At 66.8% G+C, this 21,084-nt stretch carries 16 protein-coding genes; 11 read left to right on the plus strand and 5 right to left on the minus strand.

The genetic code is table 11. The features are described 5' to 3' along the window. Nucleotides 1–16 precede the first annotated feature (16 nt). The 11 genes from tssH to IB257_RS11810 all read left to right on the plus strand — a co-directional run bounded on the left by tssH (nt 17) and on the right by IB257_RS11810 (nt 15,982). Nucleotides 17–2,716, plus strand: a complete 2,700-nt coding sequence (tssH, locus tag IB257_RS11760; RefSeq protein WP_119450353.1) for a type VI secretion system ATPase TssH — start codon at nt 17–19, stop codon at nt 2,714–2,716. Between the two features lie 14 nt (nt 2,717–2,730). Next, a complete protein-coding gene (locus tag IB257_RS11765; RefSeq protein ID WP_192492358.1) occupies nt 2,731–5,433 on the plus strand; it encodes a type VI secretion system Vgr family protein in 2,703 nt (900 codons plus the stop codon). Nucleotides 5,434–5,450: 17 nt separating this feature from the next. After that, nucleotides 5,451–6,296 (plus strand): DUF4123 domain-containing protein, encoded by an 846-nt coding sequence (locus IB257_RS11770; RefSeq protein WP_192492359.1) that lies wholly within the window; start codon nt 5,451–5,453, stop codon nt 6,294–6,296. After that, on the plus strand, nt 6,286–8,922 hold the full coding sequence (locus tag IB257_RS11775; RefSeq protein ID WP_054452035.1) for a T6SS effector BTH_I2691 family protein: 2,637 nt from the start codon (nt 6,286–6,288) through the stop codon (nt 8,920–8,922). The genes IB257_RS11770 and IB257_RS11775 overlap by 11 nt, the downstream gene beginning before the upstream one ends. A 17-nt stretch (nt 8,923–8,939) precedes the next feature. Beyond that, nucleotides 8,940–9,851, plus strand: coding sequence for a DUF6708 domain-containing protein (locus IB257_RS11780; RefSeq protein ID WP_225588882.1), 912 nt, complete (start codon nt 8,940–8,942; stop codon nt 9,849–9,851). An 80-nt stretch (nt 9,852–9,931) separates the two neighbouring features. Then, complete coding sequence (locus IB257_RS11785; protein WP_119450347.1) at nt 9,932–10,630, plus strand: glutathione S-transferase N-terminal domain-containing protein; 699 nt, start codon at nt 9,932–9,934, stop codon at nt 10,628–10,630. Between the two features lie 63 nt (nt 10,631–10,693). Beyond that, a complete protein-coding gene (locus IB257_RS11790; protein ID WP_175180575.1) occupies nt 10,694–11,620 on the plus strand; it encodes a LysR family transcriptional regulator in 927 nt (308 codons plus the stop codon). Nucleotides 11,621–11,697: 77 nt separating this feature from the next. Then, complete coding sequence (gene tcuA / locus IB257_RS11795; protein ID WP_125470132.1) at nt 11,698–13,113, plus strand: FAD-dependent tricarballylate dehydrogenase TcuA; 1,416 nt, start codon at nt 11,698–11,700, stop codon at nt 13,111–13,113. After that, on the plus strand, nt 13,100–14,329 hold the full coding sequence (gene tcuB / locus IB257_RS11800) for a tricarballylate utilization 4Fe-4S protein TcuB (protein WP_304503454.1): 1,230 nt from the start codon (nt 13,100–13,102) through the stop codon (nt 14,327–14,329). The genes tcuA and tcuB overlap by 14 nt, the downstream gene beginning before the upstream one ends. A 74-nt stretch (nt 14,330–14,403) precedes the next feature. Next, a complete protein-coding gene (locus IB257_RS11805) occupies nt 14,404–15,378 on the plus strand; it encodes a tripartite tricarboxylate transporter substrate binding protein (RefSeq protein WP_192492360.1) in 975 nt (324 codons plus the stop codon). A gap of 40 nt (nt 15,379–15,418) precedes the next feature. Beyond that, the gene (locus tag IB257_RS11810; protein ID WP_192492361.1) at nt 15,419–15,982 is read left to right on the plus strand and encodes a hypothetical protein; all 564 of its coding nucleotides are present in this window, start codon (nt 15,419–15,421) and stop codon (nt 15,980–15,982) included. Between the two features lie 14 nt (nt 15,983–15,996). Here IB257_RS11810 and IB257_RS11815 read toward each other — a convergent pair whose 3' ends face one another. From IB257_RS11815 to IB257_RS11835, 5 genes are all read right to left on the minus strand, one after another. Next, nucleotides 15,997–17,409, minus strand: a complete 1,413-nt coding sequence (locus tag IB257_RS11815) for a PLP-dependent aminotransferase family protein (RefSeq protein WP_054452025.1) — start codon at nt 17,407–17,409, stop codon at nt 15,997–15,999. A gap of 28 nt (nt 17,410–17,437) precedes the next feature. Further along, on the minus strand, nt 17,438–17,581 hold the full coding sequence (locus tag IB257_RS11820; RefSeq protein ID WP_082400805.1) for a DUF2474 domain-containing protein: 144 nt from the start codon (nt 17,579–17,581) through the stop codon (nt 17,438–17,440). Next, on the minus strand, nt 17,581–18,588 hold the full coding sequence (cydB, locus tag IB257_RS11825; protein ID WP_125470129.1) for a cytochrome d ubiquinol oxidase subunit II: 1,008 nt from the start codon (nt 18,586–18,588) through the stop codon (nt 17,581–17,583). Before cydB ends, IB257_RS11820 begins: the two co-directional genes overlap by 1 nt. 4 nt (nt 18,589–18,592) lie before the next feature. Next, complete coding sequence (locus IB257_RS11830) at nt 18,593–20,029, minus strand: cytochrome ubiquinol oxidase subunit I (RefSeq protein ID WP_054452023.1); 1,437 nt, start codon at nt 20,027–20,029, stop codon at nt 18,593–18,595. A gap of 300 nt (nt 20,030–20,329) precedes the next feature. Next, complete coding sequence (locus IB257_RS11835) at nt 20,330–21,025, minus strand: alpha/beta hydrolase (RefSeq protein ID WP_119450340.1); 696 nt, start codon at nt 21,023–21,025, stop codon at nt 20,330–20,332. Between the last annotated feature and the right edge of the window lie 59 nt (nt 21,026–21,084).

Raw genomic sequence — 21,084 nt, forward strand, 5'->3', positions numbered from 1 at the left:
CTAGACGACCTGGAATATGGCCACACCCTTGAAGACCCTGATTGGAAAGCTCAACCAGACCTGCCGCCAGGCGGCCGAGCGCGCCGCCAGCCTGTGCATGGCCCAGGGGCACTATGAGGTGGACCTGGAACACCTGTTTTTGGCGCTGCTGGAAAAGCCGGCCAGCGATTTCAGCATCGTGGCGCGGCGCAGCGGTATCGAGGCTTCGGTGCTGGAAGCGGACCTGAATGCCGAGATCCGCGGCTTCAAGAATGGCAACACGCGCACGCCGGTGTTTTCGCCGCATCTGCCGCGGCTGTTCGAACATGCCTGGCTGATCGCTTCGCTGGACACGCAGACCACGCGCATCCGCTCCGGCCATCTGCTGCTGGCCTTGCTGACCGAGCCCGACCTGGCCCAGTTGGCGCGCCGCGGTTCGCGCCTGTTCGAATCGTTCAGGCTGGATGAACTGAAGCACGATTTCGCCGCGCTGACGGCGGGCTCCGAAGAGGCGGGCCAGTCGGTGGCGCTGGGCGACAGTCCGGCGGCGGACGCTGCCCAGGACGGCGCGGCCCCTGCTGCCGGCCTGTCCAAGACGCCGGCGCTCGACCAATACACCGCCAACCTGACCGAGCGCGCGCGCGAAGGCAAGATCGATCCGGTGATCGGGCGCGATGCCGAAATCCGCCAGATGATCGACATCCTGACGCGTCGCCGCCAGAACAATCCCATCCTGACGGGTGAGGCCGGCGTGGGCAAGACCGCGGTGGTCGAGGGGCTGGCGCTGCGCATCGTGGCGGGCGACGTGCCGCCAGCGCTGGCGGGCGTGGCCCTGCGCACGCTGGACATGGGCCTGTTGCAGGCCGGCGCCAGCGTCAAGGGCGAATTCGAGAACCGTCTGAAGAATGTGATCGACGAGGTCAAGCAAAGCTCCACGCCCATCATCCTGTTCATCGACGAAGCCCACACCATGATAGGCGCGGGCGGGCAGGCCGGACAGAACGACGCAGCCAACCTGCTCAAGCCGGCGCTGGCGCGCGGTGAACTGCGCACCATCGCCGCCACCACCTGGAGCGAATACAAGAAGTACTTTGAGAAGGACGCCGCGCTGGCGCGCCGCTTCCAGGTCGTGAAGGTGGAAGAACCCAGCGAGGAACTGGCCGCCAGCATGCTGCGCGGCATGGCGCCGCTGATGGAGCAGCACTTCGGCGTGCGCGTGCTGGACGAGGCCATCGTGGCCGCCGCGCGTCTGTCGCACCGCTATATCAGCGGCCGCCAGCTGCCGGACAAGGCCGTCAGTGTGCTGGACACGGCCTGCGCGCGCGTGGCCTTGGGCCGCAGCGCCACGCCGGCACTGATCGATGACGCGCGCCACCGCCTGGCGCGCCTGGAGACCGAACGCGCCGCCCTGCGCCGCGAAGCCGCGGCGGGCGCGGCGCAATCCGCGCGCCTGCGCGAACTGGATCAGGAAATGGACGCCACGCGCGCCGCGTTGACGGACGCGGAAGCGCGGCTGGAGCAGGAAAGCGAGCTGGTCAGGCAGATCCACGCGCTGCGCGAGGAACTGGAAGCGGCGGGAACGGACGTGACGCCGGAACCCGCCGGCAAGCGCCGCTCGGGTAAGGCGGCCGAACCCGTCGCCACGCCCGGCCAGGCGCAACTGGCCGAACTGCAGCAGCAACTGCGCGCCTTGCAGGGCGAGGCGCCGTTGGTGCCGGCCTTCGTGGACGCGCAGGTCATCGCCGAGATCGTGTCGGCCTGGACTGGCATTCCGCTGGGCCGCATGGTCAATGACGAAATTCGCACGGTGCTGGAACTGCAGCCCCTGCTGGCCGAACGCGTCATCGGCCAGGACCATGCCTTGCACGCCATCGCGCAGCGCGTGCGCACCGCGCGCGCCGGCCTGGAGGACCCGAACAAACCCAAGGGCGTGTTCCTCTTCATCGGCCCCTCGGGCGTGGGCAAGACCGAGACCGCGCTGGCCGTGGCCGACGTGCTGTATGGCGGCGAACGCAAGCTGGTCACCATCAACATGAGCGAGTACCAGGAAGCCCACAGCGTATCGGGCCTGAAGGGCTCGCCGCCGGGCTACGTGGGCTACGGCGAGGGCGGCGTTCTGACCGAGGCGGTGCGCCGCCAGCCCTACAGCGTGGTGCTGCTGGACGAAATCGAGAAGGCTCATCCGGACGTGCTGGAGCTGTTCTTCCAGGTGTTCGACAAGGGCGTGATGGACGACGCCGAAGGCCGCGAAATCGATTTCCGCAACACGCTCATCATCCTGACCTCCAATGTCGGGTCCTCGGCCATCATGCAGGCGTGCCTGAACAAGAGCGCGGAGGAACGGCCCGATCCCGAGGCCTTGCAGGAACTGCTGGCGCCGCAGCTGTACAAGGCCTTCAAGCCCGCCTTCCTGGGCCGCATGAAGACCATCGCCTATTACCCGGTGGACGACGACGCGCTGGCCCGCATCATCGGGCTGAAGCTCGGCCGCATCGCGCAGCGGGTCCAGGCCAATCACCGCGCCGTCTTCGAATGGGACGAGGCGCTGGTGGAGGCCGTGCTGGCGCGCTGCACCGAGGTGGATACGGGGGCGCGCAACGTCGACCACATCCTGAATGGCACGCTGTTGCCGCAAATCGCGGAGCAGGTGCTGGGCCGCATGGCGCAGGGCGAGGCCATCGCCCGCATCCGCGTTACCGCCGGCAAGAACGGCGATTTCCGTTACCGCCTTGCCTGACGCCGGAGCCTGACATGCCGATGGATAATGCCGGCCTTTCCCGAATGTCGATCGCGTCGGTCGACCAGGCCAACCGTTTGCTGGACCTGCGCACGCCGCTGGGCGCCAACCGGCTCGTCGCGGAAACGCTGTCCGCCACGGAGACCCTGTCGGACGGCGCGTTCCGGCTGGAACTGACGGCCCTGTCCGACGATGCTGGTATCCCCTTGTCCGAACTGCTGGGCAAGCCGGCGACGCTGCGCCTGCAGACCGCGCTGGGCCGCGAACAGCCCCGTGTCTGGAATGGCTACATCATGGCGGCCGAGTTCCAGGGCGCCAACGGCGGGCTGGCGCGCTATGGATTGACGCTGGAGCCCTGGCTCGCGTTTCTGCGCGCGCGCCGCGACAGCTTTGCCTATCAGGACAAGACAGTCATTGAAATCGTCGACAGCATCTTCGGCGATTACAAGGACCAGGGGGGGCTGGCGCCGCAATGGCGTTGGGTGGTGAAGGACCGCGCCGCCTACGCCAAGCGCAGCCTCACCGTGCAGTATCGCGAAACCGATCATGCCTTCGTCGAGCGCCTGCTGGCCGAAGAAGGCCTGTTTTACTGGGTGGAGCATGAGGCCGGCGAAGGCGAGGGCAGCCACACGCTGATCATTGCCGACCACAACGGCGCCTTTCAGCCCGGCCCGCAGGCCAGCGTGCGCTTCGCGCGCGCCGACGTGACGGAGACCGAGGACAGCATCCAGCAATGGAGCCGACGCGCACGCTGGCAAACCAATGCGGTGCGCATGGCCAGCTGGGACTACCGCAGCGCCCAGGCCAGGCCGGTGGCGGCCCAGGTCGATGGCGGCGGCGCGAAGGGCGCGATGGATCTGGTCGTCAATGACTATCCCGGCCAGTACGCCTACGAGGACAGTGCGCAGGGCGAACGCCTGGCGCACATCGCGCTGGCCGCGCTGCGCGTGGGCCAGGACAGCTGCGAAGGCGCGGGCACGGTGCGCACGCTGGCGCCGGGCCAGCGCTTTGAGCTGACCGGGCATTATCAGCAGGGCGGGGCCGCCTATGTGGCGATCGCCGTGCGGCACGAGGCCCGCAACAACTTCGACGAGGACCTGGGCCGCGCCGTGCGCGAGGCGCTGGGCGAGACCGGTCCGCAGGCAGCCGAGGCCGACTTCTACCGCAATACCTTTACCTGCATCGGCATCGATACGGAATTCCGCAAGGCCACGCGCGACGGGCACGGCGAACGCCTGCATCCGCGGCCCACCGTGTACGGCGCGCAGACCGCGCTGGTGGTGGGCGCCGAGGCGCCGGTGCACACCGACCGCGATCACCGCGTCAAGGTGCAGTTCCATTGGCAACGCGGCAAGGCTTCCAGCAGCCGCCTGGAGCATCCTTCGGGCGACGAGAACGCGCCGGCCAAGGACGAACTTGGCACGTGGGTGCGGGTGGCGGAGTCCGTGGCGGGCGGCGACTGGGGCGGGAACTTCGTGCCGCGCGTCGGCCAGGAAGTGCTGGTCGAGTTCCTGCACGGCGACATCGACCGCCCCGTGGTGGTGGGCGCGCTCTACAACGGCGCAGGCGCCGAGGACGCCGCGCATAACCAGGTGCAAGGCGGCGCCGCCAACGCCACCGGCAACGCGCCCGCCTGGTTCGCGGGCGGCGCCGACGGCCATGCGCACAATGTGGTGATGTCAGGCTTCAAGACACAGGCGCTTGCCAGCAGCGGGCAGGGCACTGGCGGCTACAACCAGCTGGTGCACGATGACACGCCCGGACAGTCGCGCCTGACGGCTTCGACCACGCAGGCAGAGAGCCGCTTGAACCTCGGTCATATCAAGCAGCAGCGCGACAACGAAAGACTGCAGGACCTGGGCCACGGCGCGGAACTGTCGACCCGCGAGGCCGTGGCGCTGCGCGGCGGCTCCGGGCTGCTGATCAGCGCGGACCTGCGCGGGAACGCCGAGGGTGCGTTGCTGGACAGCTCGGAAGCGGCCAAGCAGATCGAGCGGGCGGCGCGTTCAGCGGAGGAGTTGGCGCAGGCGGCAGCGCGACAGAAGGCGGTGCTGGAAGACGATCCGGAAACACTGCCGGCGCAGGATGCATTGAAGCACGTCCTGGAGGTGATCGACGCGAAGCAGGACGCGCCCGAGGGCGAGCCCGTTGCCGCCTATAGCGAACCACAGTTGCAGGTGAGCGCGCCCAGCGGCATCGGCCAATACACGCCGGCCGACGCCTTCCTGGCGGCCGGGGCGTCGTTGGCGCAGGTGGCGCCGGACGTGAACTGGGTCAGCAGCGCCAACCTGGCGGTGGGCGTGGCCGGCGGCGCGGTGTTGTTCACGCTTGGCCGCAAGGCGTCCGGCGGCAGCCCGGTGCAGGGCCAGGGGCTGCTGCTGCATGCGGCGGGCGGCAAGCTGCGCCTGCACAGCCAGGATGCCAAGATGACTCTGTCCGCGGAAAAGGCGGTGACCTTCGCGTCGGCGCAGGCCGGCGTGACGGTGCAGGCCGCCAAGCGCGTGCTGGCGACGGCCGGTGGCGCCTATGTGCGGGTGGAAGGCGGCGGCATTCAGCTCCATGCGCCGGGGAAGGTCGAGCTGAAGGCCGGCGTGCATAACTGGGTCGGCCCGGAAAGCAGCCAGGCGAACCTGGTCTTCAACGAAGCCAGCCCCTTGTGCGAAGCGCGCGTGCGCGGCGCGGCCCAGCGCGGCGGCGCCGTGGTGCCGCTGGGTTGAGGCGGGAGGAAGGCGGCATGCTCGATTACCAGGCTTTCAGCGCCCATGGCTTTGGCCTCATCCAGCACGAGCGGACGGCCGGCGTGCCGGCCTGCGTCCAGGCCGAAGCCCTGGTGCCGCCGGCGCTACGGAAAATGCCGGGACTCATGCCCCGGTTGGTGGACCTGACCGCAATGCCAGCGGCGGACAAGGCGCAGGCGCTGGCTAGCCTGAACCAGGCCTTGCTCGATGGCGAGGATCTCTGGCTGGGGCTGCTGTTGCAGTCCGATCAACCCGCCGATGCCGTCGCCGCGCATCTGCGCTCGCGGATGATCGTCGACATCGCGGGACAGGGGCCGTGCTTTTTCCGCTTTTTTGATCCGCGCGTTTTGGTCCAGCTGCCATGGATGTTGGACCCGGCGCAGCTGGTCTGGCTTTGCGGGCCGGTGCAGCGCTTCGTGTTCCACCTGGATGGCGCATGGCGTGCGGTGGCGCGCCCCGACGCCGAGGGGGCGGCGCGTCCGAAGCTGAGCGTGGATCAGTCCTTCGCCTTGACCCAGGTGCAGGCCCTGAATGAAGTGCTGTCGGACCTGGATACGCTGGAGCCCGAAGGGCGCGTCGCCTTGGGCCAGAAGGTGATGGCGCATTTCCGCACGGCCCGCGAACTGGGCCTGGCGACCGCGCAGGAACGCAAGGCGTTTGCACGGCATGCCCTGGACGTGCACCCCGCCTTCCACCGCCACGAGCGGGTCCGCGCCTGCCTGGCAGCAATGCAGCCCGAAGATGATTACCCCTACCTTGCTGCGGTCCAGGACCTGTCCGATGAGGACTGGTCCAGCGTGCGCGCGGATATGGAACGAACTGGAGAGCCCGATGGCCGATGATGCAAAGAACTGCGGGAAGAAGCGCTCGTCGCTGGATTGCGGAGAGGATTGCCCGTTTCACCGGATCGGCCTGCCCATCATGCCGCTGCGCTACGCGGTGCTGAAGAACGACGGTGCCTTTGCGGCGCTGGACGGCGACCTGAACACGCCGCAGCTGGCAGAGCGGCCCCTGGGTGACAGCGCGCGCTATGGCGTGCGGCTGCTGCGTCCGGGCTATCTGTACGTCTATGACGAGGCGCGCTCTGAGCTGAAGGGCTACTACGTCAACGAAAACGCCACGCTGTACAACTTTGATCTCGACAAGCCGGTGCAGGACTGCGACCGGACCTTTACTTGCACGATGGACCACGAAGCCAAGGCTTCGCTGCTGACCATTCCGAACGCCAAAAAAGCGACATTCGTATGGTTGGCGTTTTCGGACGTGCAGTGGACCAAGGACGTGTGCAAGGCGCACAAGGGCAAGAAGGGCGCCGATATGCGCGAGCGGCACATGTTCAAGTTCGATGTGCAGGCTTGGCTCAGCAGCGGCAAGCACGCCAATGCCAAGAGCATCAACACCCTGAAGGATACGGCCGCGGACTACCAGGTGCATCGCAAGCGCGACCTGGATCAACATCAGAAGCAGCAGTTGCTGGGTTGGAGCACCGTCGGCTATTACGACGTGAAGGGCTGGATGGGGGAAATGATCGAGAACGCCGCGGAGGCCTTCCTGCCCGGCAAGGGCCTGATGCTGGCGCTGCCGGACAGCACCGGAATCCTGCAGGATCTCGCGCGGCTGATGCGCATACGCTTCGACGACTTCGTATCGAACAAGGAGGACCTGCGTCCCCTGACCGTGTCGAAGTCCATCGAGTCTCTTAGCGAAATCATCATGCAGTCGGCCGAGAGCGAGTTCCTGGAGCAAAGAGGCCGGGATGCCACCAACCATACGGTCTATGGGACCACGACTCCGAGTATGGGAGCCGGCCCGGGAGGGTCGGGGGCCGGGGGGCTGGCGGTAGGCCAGATGCTGGCGGACTGGCTGATGCCGGAGAACAAGAAGCAGCGCATGGCCGAGGCGGAGGACTATCGCCATCCGACCGAGGCCGAGCGCGGCAAGGTGCGCTGGGAAGCCTGGTCGAAGTACTTCGACAATTACGACGAGAACGCGCGCAGGGCATGGCAGAAGGGATTCGACGAGCGCTTGGCGCAATTCGACGCGGCGACCATCGTGCCCTTGGCGAAGGCGCACGTGGCGTGGATCACCTGCCAGAAAACGCTCGATTCGTTCGAATGCAACTACGACTCCAATAACGCGGATAGCGGTGCGGTTTACCAGACGGTTCTTGCGTTGTGCATCGACGGAACCCAGGACAAGCGCATTTGCTTCAAGCAGTATGCGGACTGGCTACAGGGGGAACCGGACGACACGCGCAACCTGTTGCTGCGCGCCATGTTCCACAACCAGGATTTCGTGGTCAAGAAGGTGGTCGAGGCGCACGAAGCGGCGCTCGACTGGAAGGCCATCCCCTGGGGCAATCTGCACGAGGCCTACAAGACCGGGCTCAAGGTGCTGAGCGAAGGTCAGATGGACAAGACCGCGCGCCTGCTGGAGCAGGTCATGGGGCCGGTTGTGCATGTGCTCAGGCTGGGCGTGGATAGCGGCATCGCGCGCAAGCTGGCGATGTACGTGGGCCTGCTGGCGCGGCAGAACGTGGCGATCGTGGAAGTCGAGGGCGGCAAGAAGGCTTTCCGCGCCGCGCTGATCCGCGAGGTACTGCGCCAGCATGGCAGCCAGGTGAGCATGCGCCAGATGGAGCAGGCGGTGGCGGACGAGCTGCGGCGGTTGGAGGTGCGCGGCGAACAGCTGGAGGGCACCGACAAGAAGCGCTGGTTCATGCTGGTGGACAGGGACGCTGCCGCCAATGTGTCAACGGACCTGCGGGCCGCGGATAGGGCCAGGGCCTTGGCGCAGACCACCATGACGGTCGAGGAATACGAAGCCCGGGAACTGTCGCGCTGGCGCACCGCGATCAACACGGACGTCCGTGTCGGCGTCGTCGGCTGCCTGTTCCAGACTGTGGCGGTGTACAAGCTCTGGAGCGACCTGGAATCGGCCATGCCTCACGAACGCAGCGACGCGAGCTGGAAGTTCGTGGTCGGCATCGCGTCGGCGGGCGGCTCGGTGGCCGACGTACTGGGCGTGGCGCTCAAGAGCCGGCAGGCCGCGGGTATGCGGCTGGGGATTGGGGTGGGACTTGAAACCACCGGTTCTCTGCTGGTGCGATGGGGCGGCCGCATAGGCGTCGTCACTGGCGTCATCATGGCCGTGTTCGATTTCAAATCTGCCGCGGACCAATTCACGATTGAAAAGAACGGCTTGATGGGCGGGCTTTACCTTGCCTCGGGTATCCTCAGCCTGGTTGTCATCGGAGCGTTCGCCCTGTCGGCCACGGTCGTGGGCCTGATCGCGGCGGTGCTCCTGATCATCGTGGCGATATTGATAGAGAAGTTCAAGGGCAACAAGATCGATGAATGGCTGAAGCGCTGTCTGTGGGGGAAACTGCAGGGACAGGCCGGGGCCGATTACTACTATGGGGTGCAGCAAGAGATGAACAGCCTGCGCGTGGCCTTGGGAGGGTCGTGATGGACTTTACGGGACTGATGTCCAGGTTCCCTAACGATCGTCCGCTTTCGGAGTTCGACCGCGAGCATCGCTTGCTGCAAAAGAAGCGTCTCGATGTGCCGCTGCTGGCGCAGCTCTGCGTCGTGAAGATGAATTCCAACAGCCTGCTGTCGGTGGATCGCTGGTATGGCTGGCGAGGCTTTATTGCACTGATCGGCGCCATAGGAATCGCCTTTGGTGTGGGTGGCATCCTGATGCTGGCCTGGATTCTGGTAGCGGGCGATCTGCCCAATGAGAACGGTCTCTGGGAAGCGATCTTCATCGGAATGGCGATGTTCGCCATGCTGGGCTTGGCTGGCGTCTGGATTGCGTGCAAGGAGATGTTCCGTTGGACCTACTATCCCATCGCGCTGGATCGCAAGCGCCGGCTGGTACACGTGTTCCGGCTGAATGGCACCGTCTTGACGGCGCCCTGGGACAAGATTTACTTCACGCTGGGCCGAGGCAAGGGCACGTTCGGCTGGCTCAACTGGGACATACGCGGCCTGATCCTGGCCGAGGACGGCGTCACGGTGCAGGACACCTTCGCCTTTTGCATCGCCACCAGCCGCGTCGAAAATGCCTATTCCCACTGGGAGTTCCTGCGCCGGTACATGGAAGAGGGTCCTCAGGCGGTGCTGGATGCGGTCCTGTACTGCATGCCCGTCGACGGCAAGCGCGAGAGTTTCGCCTTCAGCAAGGAACGCATCTTCGCCAATGATGCGCAGAGCCCTGGCCTCATGTATTTGGTCATGGTGCCCTTCAACTACCTGCACGCCATCATGCGCTGGGCGGTGATGCAGACCAGCAAGATCCCGGCGTTTCCGCCGGAGATCGAGGCCACGCTGCAACCTGAGCCGGGCGACAAGTACGTGCGCGATGCGTCGATGAATCCCGAAGACCTGCGCTAGGGGATTTCATCCGGCGGCGCGGCGGACCGGATTTGCGCTAGGATTACCCCGACCTTTCCGCCCCTCCCTGGAGCCCCCGCATGACCGACCTCAGCGCCTTTCCCATCACCAAGAAGTGGCCCGCCCGGCACCCCGACCGCATCCAGCTGTATTCGCTGCCCACGCCCAATGGCGTGAAGGTGTCGATCCTGCTGGAGGAAACCGGGCTGCCCTACGAGGTCCACCGGGTCAGCTTCGACGCCAAAGACCAGTTTTCGCCCGAATTCCTGTCGCTCAGCCCGAACAACAAGATCCCGGCCATCCTCGATCCCAATGGTCCCGAGGGCAAGCCGCTGGGCCTGTTCGAGTCGGGCGCCATCCTGATCTACCTGGCCAGCAAGGCGGGCAAGTTCCTGCCGGCGGACACGGCGGGGCGCTACGAGACCCTGCAATGGGTCATGTTCCAGATGGGCGGCATCGGCCCGATGTTCGGCCAGCTGGGCTTCTTCCACAAGTTCGCGGGCAAGGACTATGAAGACAAGCGCCCGCGCGACCGCTACGCGGAAGAATCCAAGCGCCTCTTGAACGTGCTGGACCAGCGCCTGGAAGGCCGTGACTGGGTGATGGGCGACGAGTACACCATCGCCGACATCGCCATCCTGCCCTGGGTGCGCAACCTGGTGGGTTTCTACGGCGCGGGCGAGCTGGTGGAGTTCTCGCGCTTCAAGAATGTCGCCCGGGTGCTGGAAGCCTTCGTGGCGCGTCCTGCGGTGGCCAGGGGCCTGACGATCCCCGGATAACGCCGCGCGTACCCTGCCTCTACAATCGGCCCTGTCATCCCTTCTGGAAAGCCGGGGCCGCCCATGGAACTACGCCAACTGCGTTACTTCGTCCGCGTCGTGGAGGCGGGCAGCATCGGCCGCGCCGCGCAGTCCATAGGAATGGTGACGTCGGCGCTCAGCCAACAGATCAGCCGGCTGGAGGGCGAGCTGTCCACGCGGCTGCTGCGGCGCAGCGCCAGCGGCGTGGAGCCCACCGACGCGGGCTTGGCGTTCTTCCGTCAGGCGCAATTGGCGTTGCGCCACGCCGACGATGCGGTACATGCCGCGCAGCAGGCCAGGCTGGCGGGCCACGTCAGCGTGGGCCTGCCTTCCACCACCGCCGCCATCCTGGGCGCGCCCTTCGTGCAAGCCATGAACGAGCGCTATCCCGACATCCGCCTGCATCTGGTTGAGGCGCTGTCGGGCCATCTGAGCGACATGCTCAATGGCCGCATGCTGGACCTGGCCATCGTGTTCCAGGCCGAATCCGCGCGCCGCTGGAGCGTGACGCCCTTGCTGGACGAGCCGCTGTTCCTGCTGGCGCGGCCGGACATGGCGGGTTTGCCTGCCGGCGAGACCACGCGCATCGAGGCCATTGCGCATCTGCCTCTGGTCCTGCCCAGTGGACGCCACGGGCTGCGGGCGCTGGTCAACAACGCGTATCAGCAATCGGGCCGCACGCCGCTGGTGGCGGTGGAGGTGGACGGCCTGCCGGTGCTGATGGACGTGGTGCAACTGGGCCACGTGGCCACCATCCAGCCCAGTTCCGCCATGGCGCGGATTGCGCCTGGCCAACTGCATATGGCGCGCATCGACGACGCGCACCTGTACCGCCCCAATCTGCTGGCCAGCCTGTCGGAGGACGAGCTGTCGCCTGCGGCGCTGGCCGCCCGCCTGGTGCTGGCCGATGTGTCGCGCACGCTGGCGCGCGAGGGCAAATGGCCGGTGGTGGCTCTTCACGATTCATGAAGACCTGTTGACGGCTGGCTGATATCGGCGGGCGCTTGCGCTCGCTACAGTCCGTTCCTTGGAAGAGGAACAATGGCATGGTCGACGTCTTGGTGGTGGGAGGGGGCAACGCGGCGCTGTGCGCGGCCCTGATGGCGCGCGAGGCCGGCGCCAGCGTGCTGCTGCTGGAAGCGGCGCCGCGCGAATGGCGCGGCGGCAATTCGCAGCACACGCGCAATCTGCGCTGCATGCACGACGCGCCGCAGGACGTGCTGGTCGAGGCCTATCCCGAGGAAGAATACTGGCAGGATCTGCTCAAGGTGACGGGCGGGCTGACCAACGAGCATCTGGCGCGGCTGGTCATCCGCGAGTCCTCCACCTGTCGCGACTGGATGCGCCGCCATGGCGTGAACTTCCAGCCGCCCTTGTCCGGCGCGCTGCACGTGGCGCGCACCAACGCCTTCTTCATGGGCGGCGGCAAGGCCCTGGTCAACGCCTACTATCGCAGCGCCGAAGCGCTGGGCGTGCAGATCCGCTACGACGCGCCGGTCGACTCGCTGGAGCTGGAGGAAGGGCGCTTCGTGGCGGCGCGCATCGGCCATGAGCGCATCGAGGCGCGCGCCTGTGTGCTGGCGGCCGGCGGCTTCGAATCCAACCGCGAATGGCTGCGCGAAGCCTGGGGCCAGAACGAGCGCGGCGAATGGCCGGCCGACAATTTCCTGATCCGCGGCACGCGCTACAACATGGGCGTGCTGCTGAAGTTCATGCTGGACGCCGGCGCGGACAGCATCGGCGATCCGTCGCAGTCGCATTGCGTGGCAATCGATGCGCGCGCGCCGCTGTACGACGGCGGCATCTGCACGCGCATCGATTGCGTGTCGCTGGGCGTGGTGGTCAACCGGGAGGCCAGGCGCTTCTACGACGAGGGCGAGGACTTCTGGCCCAAGCGCTACGCGATCTGGGGCCGCCTGACAGCCATGCAGCCGGGCCAGATCGCCTATTCCATCATTGACGCCAAGGCCGTGGGCCGCTTCATGCCGCCGGTGTTCCCGGGCGTGCAGGCCGACACCTTGCCGGAACTGGCGGTGAAGCTGGGGCTGGACCCGGCGGTCTTCGAGCAGACCGTGCGCGACTACAACGCGGCCTGCCGCGTCGGCAAGTTCGACCATACGGCGCTGGACGACTGCCATACCGAAGGCCTGGCGCCGGCCAAGACGCACTGGGCGCGGCCCATCGACACGGCGCCGTTCTATGGCTATGCCTTGCGGCCCGGCATCACCTTTACCTACCTGGGCCTGAAGGTGGACGACACCGCCGCGGTCCGGTTCAGCGACGTGCCCAGCGACAACCTGTTCGTCGCGGGCGAAATGATGGCAGGCAATGTGCTGGGCAAGGGCTATACGGCCGGGGTGGGGATGTCCATCGGCACGGCCTTCGGCCGCATCGCCGGCACCCGGGCCGCCGCCGCCGCGCGCGGCCGGCATAACGCGGAAGCACGACATGAAGCAGCTTGAAGCCCTGGCCCGCGAGGCCCAGTCCTTTTCCACGCAGCATGGCGAGGCAGCGCCCGTCATGGCAGAGCAGCCGGTGCGCTGGCATGGCAAACAGGCCGAACGCCAGGCAGATCTGCTGACGGGCGATGAAACCGAAGTCGCCCGCGTCATGCAGATCTGCAACGCCTGCCGCTATTGCGAAGGATTCTGCGCGGTGTTTCCCGCCATGACCCGCCGCCTGGAATTCGGCAAGGCCGACTTGAACTACCTGGCCAACCTGTGCCACAACTGCGGCGCCTGTCTGCATGCCTGCCAGTACGCGCCGCCGCACGAGTTCGCGGTGAACGTGCCGCAATCCATGGCGCGGGTGCGGATGCAGACGTACACCGACTACGCCTGGCCGCCCGTGTTGGGCAGGCTGTACAAGCGCAACGGCCTGGCCCTGTCGCTGGCGACGGCCGCAGGCCTGGCGCTGTTCCTGGCCCTGGCGGCGCTGATGGGGGGCGGGCTGCTGCATGAGCCCATGGGCGGCAACTTCTATGCCGTATTCCCGCACAACACGCTGGCGCTGATGTTCGGCGCGGTGTTCGGCTTTGCGATGCTGGCGCTGGGCGTGGGCGTGACGCGCTTCTGGCGCAATGTCAGTCCGGGCGCGGCCACAGGCGCTGCAGTGGCGGAAGCGGCGCATGACGCCCTGCGCCTGCGCTACCTGGATGGGGGGCATGGCAAGGGCTGCAACAACGCGGACGACGCCTTCACCTTGTGGCGCCGCCGCTTCCATCACTTCACGTTCTACGGCTTCATGCTGTGTTTCGCCGCCACCAGCGTGGCGACGCTGTATCACTATCTGCTGGACCAGCAGGCGCCGTATCCCTTCTGGAGCGCGCCTGTGCTGCTGGGTACGGCAGGCGGCGTCGGCCTGTTGATCGGACCCGCGGGACTGCTGTGGTTGAACCTCAAGCGTCATCCGCAGCAGGGCGACGCGGCGCAAAAGCCCATGGACCGCGGCTTCATTGCGCTGCTGTTCCTGACCAGCGCCACGGGCCTGGCCTTGCTGGCCGGCCGCGACGGCGGCGCGATGGCGCTGCTGCTGGCGATTCACCTGGGCGTGGTGATGGCGCTATTCCTGACGCTGCCGTACGGCAAGTTCGCCCACGGCATCTATCGTTCGGCCGCGTTGTTGAAGTGGGCCATCGAGAAACGCCAGCCCAACAAGCTGCAACTGGGCTCGGATTGAAGCACCGCGCAGCCGCGCGGCCATGACGGCGTCCGTCGACGGCGCCGCGACCGACAACAAACCAGGAGACTTCAATGTTCCGCACTTCCTTGCTGGCGCGTGCCGCGCTGGCCGCCTGTCTGCTGCCGGCCTTGCCGGCGCAAGCCCAGTCCTTCCCCTCGAAGCCGATCACGCTGGTGGTGCCGCATTCCGCGGGCGGCACCTCGGACATCCTGGCGCGCACCGTTGCGGCGGAGGCGGCGAAGACGCTGGGGCAAACCATCGTCATCGACAACAAGGGCGGCGCTAACGGCACCATCGCCGCCAAGCAGGTGGCGATGTCCGCGCCGGACGGCTACACGCTGCTCTTGGCAACTGCCAGCACGCACGGCATCAATCCGTCCTTGTACTCGCGGATTTCGTACGATGCGGTGAAGGACTTCACGCCCGTGACGCTGCTGGCCACCGTGCCCAATGTGCTGGTGGTGGGCAAGCAGGTGCAGGCTGCCAATGTGCAGGAGCTGGTTGCCTACATCCGTTCGCAGGGCGACAAGATCAACATGGGCTCGGCCGGCGCGGGCACGCCTGGCCATCTGGCCGGCGAGATGTTCAAGAGCGCCGCGAAGCTCCAGTTCACGCACATCCCCTACAAGGGCGGCAGTCCGGCCATCACCGACCTGATCGGCGGCCAGATCGACTTCATGTTCACGACCATTCCCGGCGTGCTGCCGCACGTAAAGGCCGGCACGCTGCGCGCGCTGGCGGTTACCTCGCCGCAGCGTTCGCCCGCCATGACGGATATCCCCACCATGGCGGAATCGGGCCTGCCGGGCTTTCAGGCCGTGTCGTGGCACGGCATCGTTGCGCCGGCGGGCACGCCGGAAGCGGTGGTCGCCACGCTGAACCAGGCGTTGAGCGGCGCGCTGGCCGCGCCTGCGGTCAAGCAGCGCCTGATGGAAGAGGGCGCGCAGGCCTCCAGCCTGAACACGGCGGCGTTTGGCGCCTTCATCCAGAGCGAGATTGCGGCCTGGGCCAAGGCCGTCAAGGATTCGGGCGCCACGGCGAACTGATACCGGGGGCGTAGAGCGGGGCAGTGTCCTAGAATGACGCATGCTTATTGCCCTGCTCACCACGCTGGCCCTGGCAACGGGCAACGCGGCTGCCTTCGAACTTTCCTGCTTCTATGCGGACAAGACCGACGAAGGCGCATTCGGCCACGCGGAACAGTGCGCCCGCGAGGACGGCGGCGGCATCGTCTTCAACCCCGAAATCTTGCGCCGCATGCAGTTCGGCGCCGATGGCCTGGCGCCCGCGGCCGTCGCTGGCTGGCGTTGGGTGCGGCCGGATGGCCGGTCGGTGTCCGTGATTACCTACGACAACAGCCCGGACGAGTTCGAGGAAGGGCTGGCGCGCGGGCGCAGGCCGGAAGGCATGGCCTACTACGACAAGCAGCTGGACCTGGCGCTGGCCACCTCCTATGCGTGGGCTGAGCCTTTCAGCAGCGGTCTGGCCGCAGTGTGCAGCCATTGCGTCAGCGTGCAGGATGGCGAGCATTCCGTGATGGTCGGCGGCGATTGGGGCGCCATCGACCGCAAGGGCGTCCTGGCGCTGCCCCTGCGGCCGGACGCTGCGTCCTTGCGCAGCGATCTGGAGGCCGCGAGAAGGCGCCGCTGAACGACGCTCGCGGATCAGCCGCCCGCCAGCAGCTTGCCCAGTGTCGCCATGCCTTGCTCCATTTCGGGATTCCAGGGATGGCCGCCGTTCAGCCTCAGGAAGTTGCCGAAGGCGCCTGACGCTGAAAACAGCGGACCCGGGGCGATGCTGATGCCGTGTCCCAGCGCGGCGCGGTGCACCTTGAGCGTGTCGATATGGGCCGGCAGCTCCACCCACACGAAGTAGCCGCCCAGCGGTCGCGTGGCGCGCGTGCCCTTGGGGAAGTAGCGGGCGATGGCTTGCAGCAGTTCCCCTTGCTGCTGGGCCAGCGCCTGGCGGAATTGCCGCAGGTGACGGTCGAAACCGCCTTTTTCCAGATAGGCTGCGATGGCCGCCTGGGTGGGCGCGGCGGTGGCCAGGCTGGTGGTGAGCTTGTTGCGCATGATGCGCCGCGTGTAGCGGCCGGCGGCCACCCAGCCCACGCGGTAGCCCGGCGCCAGGGTCTTGGAGAACGAAGAGCAGTGCATGACGATGCCATCGCGATCGTAGGCCTTGGCGGGGCGCGGACGCTGCTCGCCGAAGTACAGCTCGCCGTAGACGTCGTCTTCGATCAACGCCACGTCGTGGCTTGCAAGCAACCGCACCAGCGCTTCCTTCTTGTCGTCGGGCATCAGGCTGCCCAGCGGGTTCTGGAAGGTGGTCATGAGCCAGCAGGCTTTGGGGCGGTGGCGCAGGATGGCCTGCTCCAGCGCCCGCAGGTCTATGCCTTCGCGCGGATGCGTGGCCACTTCGATGGCGTGCAGGTGGTTGCGCTCCAGCGATTGCAGCGCGGCGTAGAAGGTGGGGGATTCCACGATGACCGCGTCGCCGGGCTCGGTGACCGCCGCCAGGCTCAGGTTCAGCGCGTCCAGCGCGCCGTTGGTGATGATGATGTCGTCCACCGGCACCGACATGCCGTCGGCCAGGTAGCGCAGCGCGATGGCGCGGCGCAGCGCCGCGTCGCCCGGACTGAGGTCGTCGATCGAGCCCCAGGGGTCCAGGCGCTGCACCGTGGCCGCCATGAACTTCGCCAGGCGTCCGTAGGGCAGCAGCGACGGGTTGGGAAAGGCCGAGCCAAAGGGCAGCATGTCGCGGCGCAGGGTGGCGTTGAGCACCTGCAGCACGTTGTCGCTGACGTCCACCGGATGGCGTCCGGCGCTGGCGCTGGACAATCCGTCCAGCTCCGGCAGCGTGGCGTGCGGCGCGCGCAGCACGTAATAGCCGGAGCGGTCGCGCGCCCGGATCAGGCCGCGGGCTTCCAGCAGGTAGTAGGCCTTGAACACCGTCGACGGGCTGACCCCGCGGCTGGCGCTGGTCTGCCGTACCGAGGGCAGGCGGTCGCCCGCCTGCAGCAGGCCCGATCGGATCGAGGCGGTGATTTCTTCTGTCAGCCGTTCATAGCGCTTCATGGGGCGGGTCCGTTTGCGTGGGTCGTATTCAGGTCGACATGCCGATGGATCTCATCACCAGGCGCAGCGCATAGGCCGCCACGCCCAGGGCCGCGACACTGCATGCCCAGATCATCGCCAACCAGAGCAGGCGGCTGCGCCATGAGGGCAGGGAGGATTGGGAGCCGTTCATCAGTGGAACTCCTCGCCAAGGCGCACCTTGCCCCGGAACACGTAGTACGACCAGGCGGTGTACATGAGAATAATCGGAATGATCGCCAGCGCTCCCACCAGCGCGAAGCCCAGGCTTTGCGGCGGCGCGGATGCGGTCCAGATGGACACGTCAGGCGGGATGATGGCGGGCCAGATGCTGATGCCCAGGCCGCTGTACCCCAGGAACAGCAGCGCCAGCGACAGCACGAAGGGGCCGGCGTTGGGCATGCCCTTGACGCGGCGAATGAGATCGAAGCCGGTCACGGCGACCAGCAACGGCACCGGCAGGAACCAGAACATATTGGGCAGGCTGAACCAGCGCTGTGCGATCTGCGGCTGCGCCAGCGGCGTCCAGACGCTGAGCGCCGCGATCACGGCCAGCAGCAGCAGCGTGAGCGGACGGGCGATGTCGCACATGTGGCGGTGCAGGCGGCCTTCGGTCTTCATGATGAGCCAGGTGCAGCCGAGCAGCGCGTAAGCCACCACCAGCCCCGCCCCGGTGAAGAGCGAGAACGGGCTGATCCAGTCCCAGGCGCCGCCTTGATAGGCGCGGTCCACGACCGGGATGCCTTCGATGTAGGCGCCCAGCGTCACGCCCTGGAAGAACGTGGCGCACACGGAACCGAGCACAAAGGCGCGGTCCCACAGCGGGCGGTGATGCTCGTCCGCCTTGAAGCGGAATTCGAACGCCACGCCGCGGAAGATCAGGCCCAGCAGCATGAATACCAGCGGCAGGTGCAGCGCGCTCAGGATCACTGAGTAGGCCAGCGGGAACGCGGCCATCAGGCCGGCGCCGCCCAGTACCAGCCAGGTCTCGTTGCCGTCCCACACGGGCGCCACGGTGTTGACCATGACGTCGCGTTCCTCGCGATCGGAGATCAGCGGAAAGAGGATGCCGATGCCCAGATCGAAGCCATCCATGATCACGTACATCATCACCCCGAACAGGATGATGACGGCCCATACCAGTGCAAGGTCGATGCCCATGGCCTCAGACTCCCGAATGCTTGCGTTGCGCGGGCTCGATGCCCGCCAGGGTGGAGGCGGCCGACAGCGGCCGCGAGGGCTGGCGCGGTTCTCCCGGGCCGCCCGACAGCGGCGCGTGGCCGGGGGCGGGGCTGGGGCCCATGCGGATCAGGCGCAGCATGTACGAGACGCCGGCGCCGAACACCAGCAGGTACACCACCACGAACAGCGCCAGCGTCAGCGTCAGTTCGCCCAGTCCGTGCGGCGTGGCCGCGTCGGCGGTGCGCATGACGCCGTACACCACCCAGGGCTGGCGGCCGATTTCCGTCACGTACCAGCCGGCCAGGATGGCGATCAGCCCGGAAGGTCCCATCCACAGCGCAAACCGGTGCAACCAGCGCGATTCGTACAGCCGGCCACGCCAGCGCGACCACGCGGCCCAGAGGGCGAGCGCGATCATCAGCATGCCCAGGCCCGCCATCACGCGGAACGACCAGAACACGGCCGTGGCATTGGGACGGTCTTCGGGCGGATAGGACTTCAGACCCGGGAACTGGCCGTCCCAGCTATGCGTGAGGATCAGGCTGCCCAGGCGCGGAATGTTGACCGCGTAGCGCGTTTCCTCGCGCTCCATGTCGGGGATGCCGAACAGTGTCAGCGGCACGCCAGCGCCAGGCTCGTTCTCCCAATGGCCTTCGATGGCCGCGATCTTGGCGGGCTGGTGCTTGAGCGTGTTCAGGCCATGGAAGTCGCCCACCACGGCTTGCAGCGGGGCCACCAGCAGCAGCATGCCCATGGCCATCGCGAACATCTTCTTCACGGCGGGGCTGCGGTCGCCGCGCAACATGTGCCAGGCGCCGGATGCGCCCACCATCAGCGCGGTCGCCAGGAACGCGGCGATGCCCATGTGCGCCAGGCGGTAGGGGAAGGACGGATTGAAGATCACGGCCAGCCAGTCCGTGGGCACCACGCGCCCGTCCAGGATTTCGTAGCCGGCGGGCGTCTGCATCCAGCTGTTGGAGGCCAGGATCCAGGTGGCCGACACCAGCGTGCCCAGCGCCACCATCACGGTCGAGAAGAAATGCAGGCCCGGCCCGACGCGCGACCAGCCGAACAGCATCACGCCCAGGAAGCCGGCTTCCAGGAAGAAGGCGGTCAGCACTTCATAGGCCAGCAAGGGCCCGGTCACGCTGCCGGCGAAATCGGAGAAGAAGCTCCAGTTGGTGCCGAACTGATACGCCATCACGAGGCCGGACACCACGCCCATCCCGAAGTTGACGGCAAAGATCTTGGTCCAGAAATGGTAGAGGTCGCGGTAGACGGTGTTGCGCGTGCGCAGCCACAGGCCTTCCAGCACGGCGAGATAGCTGGCCAGGCCGATGGTGATGGCGGGGAAGATGATGTGAAACGAGATGGTGAAGCCGAACTGTATTCGGGCAAGCAATAGCGCGTCGCTATCCATGGCGGTATTCCTGACTTCTTCGCCAGCGCGCCTCAACCGCCACAAGACGGCGTGCGCTGACGGGTGTTTGACCTACACCGTGAAGTTAGAGCCGCAGCCTGGATCAGTACAGATTCAGAGCATGAATAAAAAAGCGGATCAGTTTGGATGGATTGCCGGAAGAAAATGCGCTTTTCATAGGGAAAGCATCTGTGCTGCAAGTCTTGCGAAGACGATGAAGTTACAAAAAAAGCAGCACAGAAAAGGCGGGTGCGTCCCCTGATACGCTGGTTTTGAGTGCGCAGCCCGCCAGGCCGGCGCCTAGGATGCGCAGGCGCGCGCCGCTTCGTCGATCAGGCCGGCCACCTCGGCGGCGCGCGACGCAAGCGATGCGTGGCTGGCGTCCAGCGTGATGGTCTTGCGGGTGTTCAGGCGCGCGGCCATGCGCGTCTGGTTTTCGGGGGCGATCATCCGGTCCTGGCTGGATATCTGATACCAGGACGGCTTGCTGCGCCATGCGGGGACGGACACCGTTTCGCCGAAGGCGCTGGCCAGGGGCGCCTTTTGCGTGACGGCCATGACCAGGCCCTCGTCGGCGGACAGGTCCTGGCAGAAGCTCTCATGGAACTTGTCGGCGCGCAGCCAGAGGTAGCCGTCGCTGTCGGGCGCCAGGTTGGGCGCGGCCGCGGGCAGCATTTCTTGTGTGATGCCGCCCGGGCTTTCTCCCGCGTCCGGGGCGAAGGCGGCGATGTACACCAGGCCGGCCACGTTGGGCTGGTTGCCGGCTTCGGTAATGACCGCGCCGCCGTACGAATGGCCCACCAGCAGCACGGGGCCCTTCTGCTGCGCGATCATTTTGCGCGTGCGTTCGGCGTCGCCGGCCAGGGAGGCCAGCGGCATGTCGACGGCGTGCAGGTCTTGATAGCCCTTGCGCGCCAGTTCCAGGATGACGCGGCTCCAGTGGGCGGCGCCGCCCCAGAAACCGTGCACAAGAATGATGCTGGGTTTGCTGCTCATGATGCGGCTCCTTCCTCGGGATGGAGCAACGATCATGCGCCGGCCAGGACGGCGCCGCC

It is taken from the genome of Achromobacter sp. ACM03, assembly GCF_014851665.1.
GTDB classification, from domain to species: domain Bacteria; phylum Pseudomonadota; class Gammaproteobacteria; order Burkholderiales; family Burkholderiaceae_B; genus Achromobacter; species Achromobacter aegrifaciens.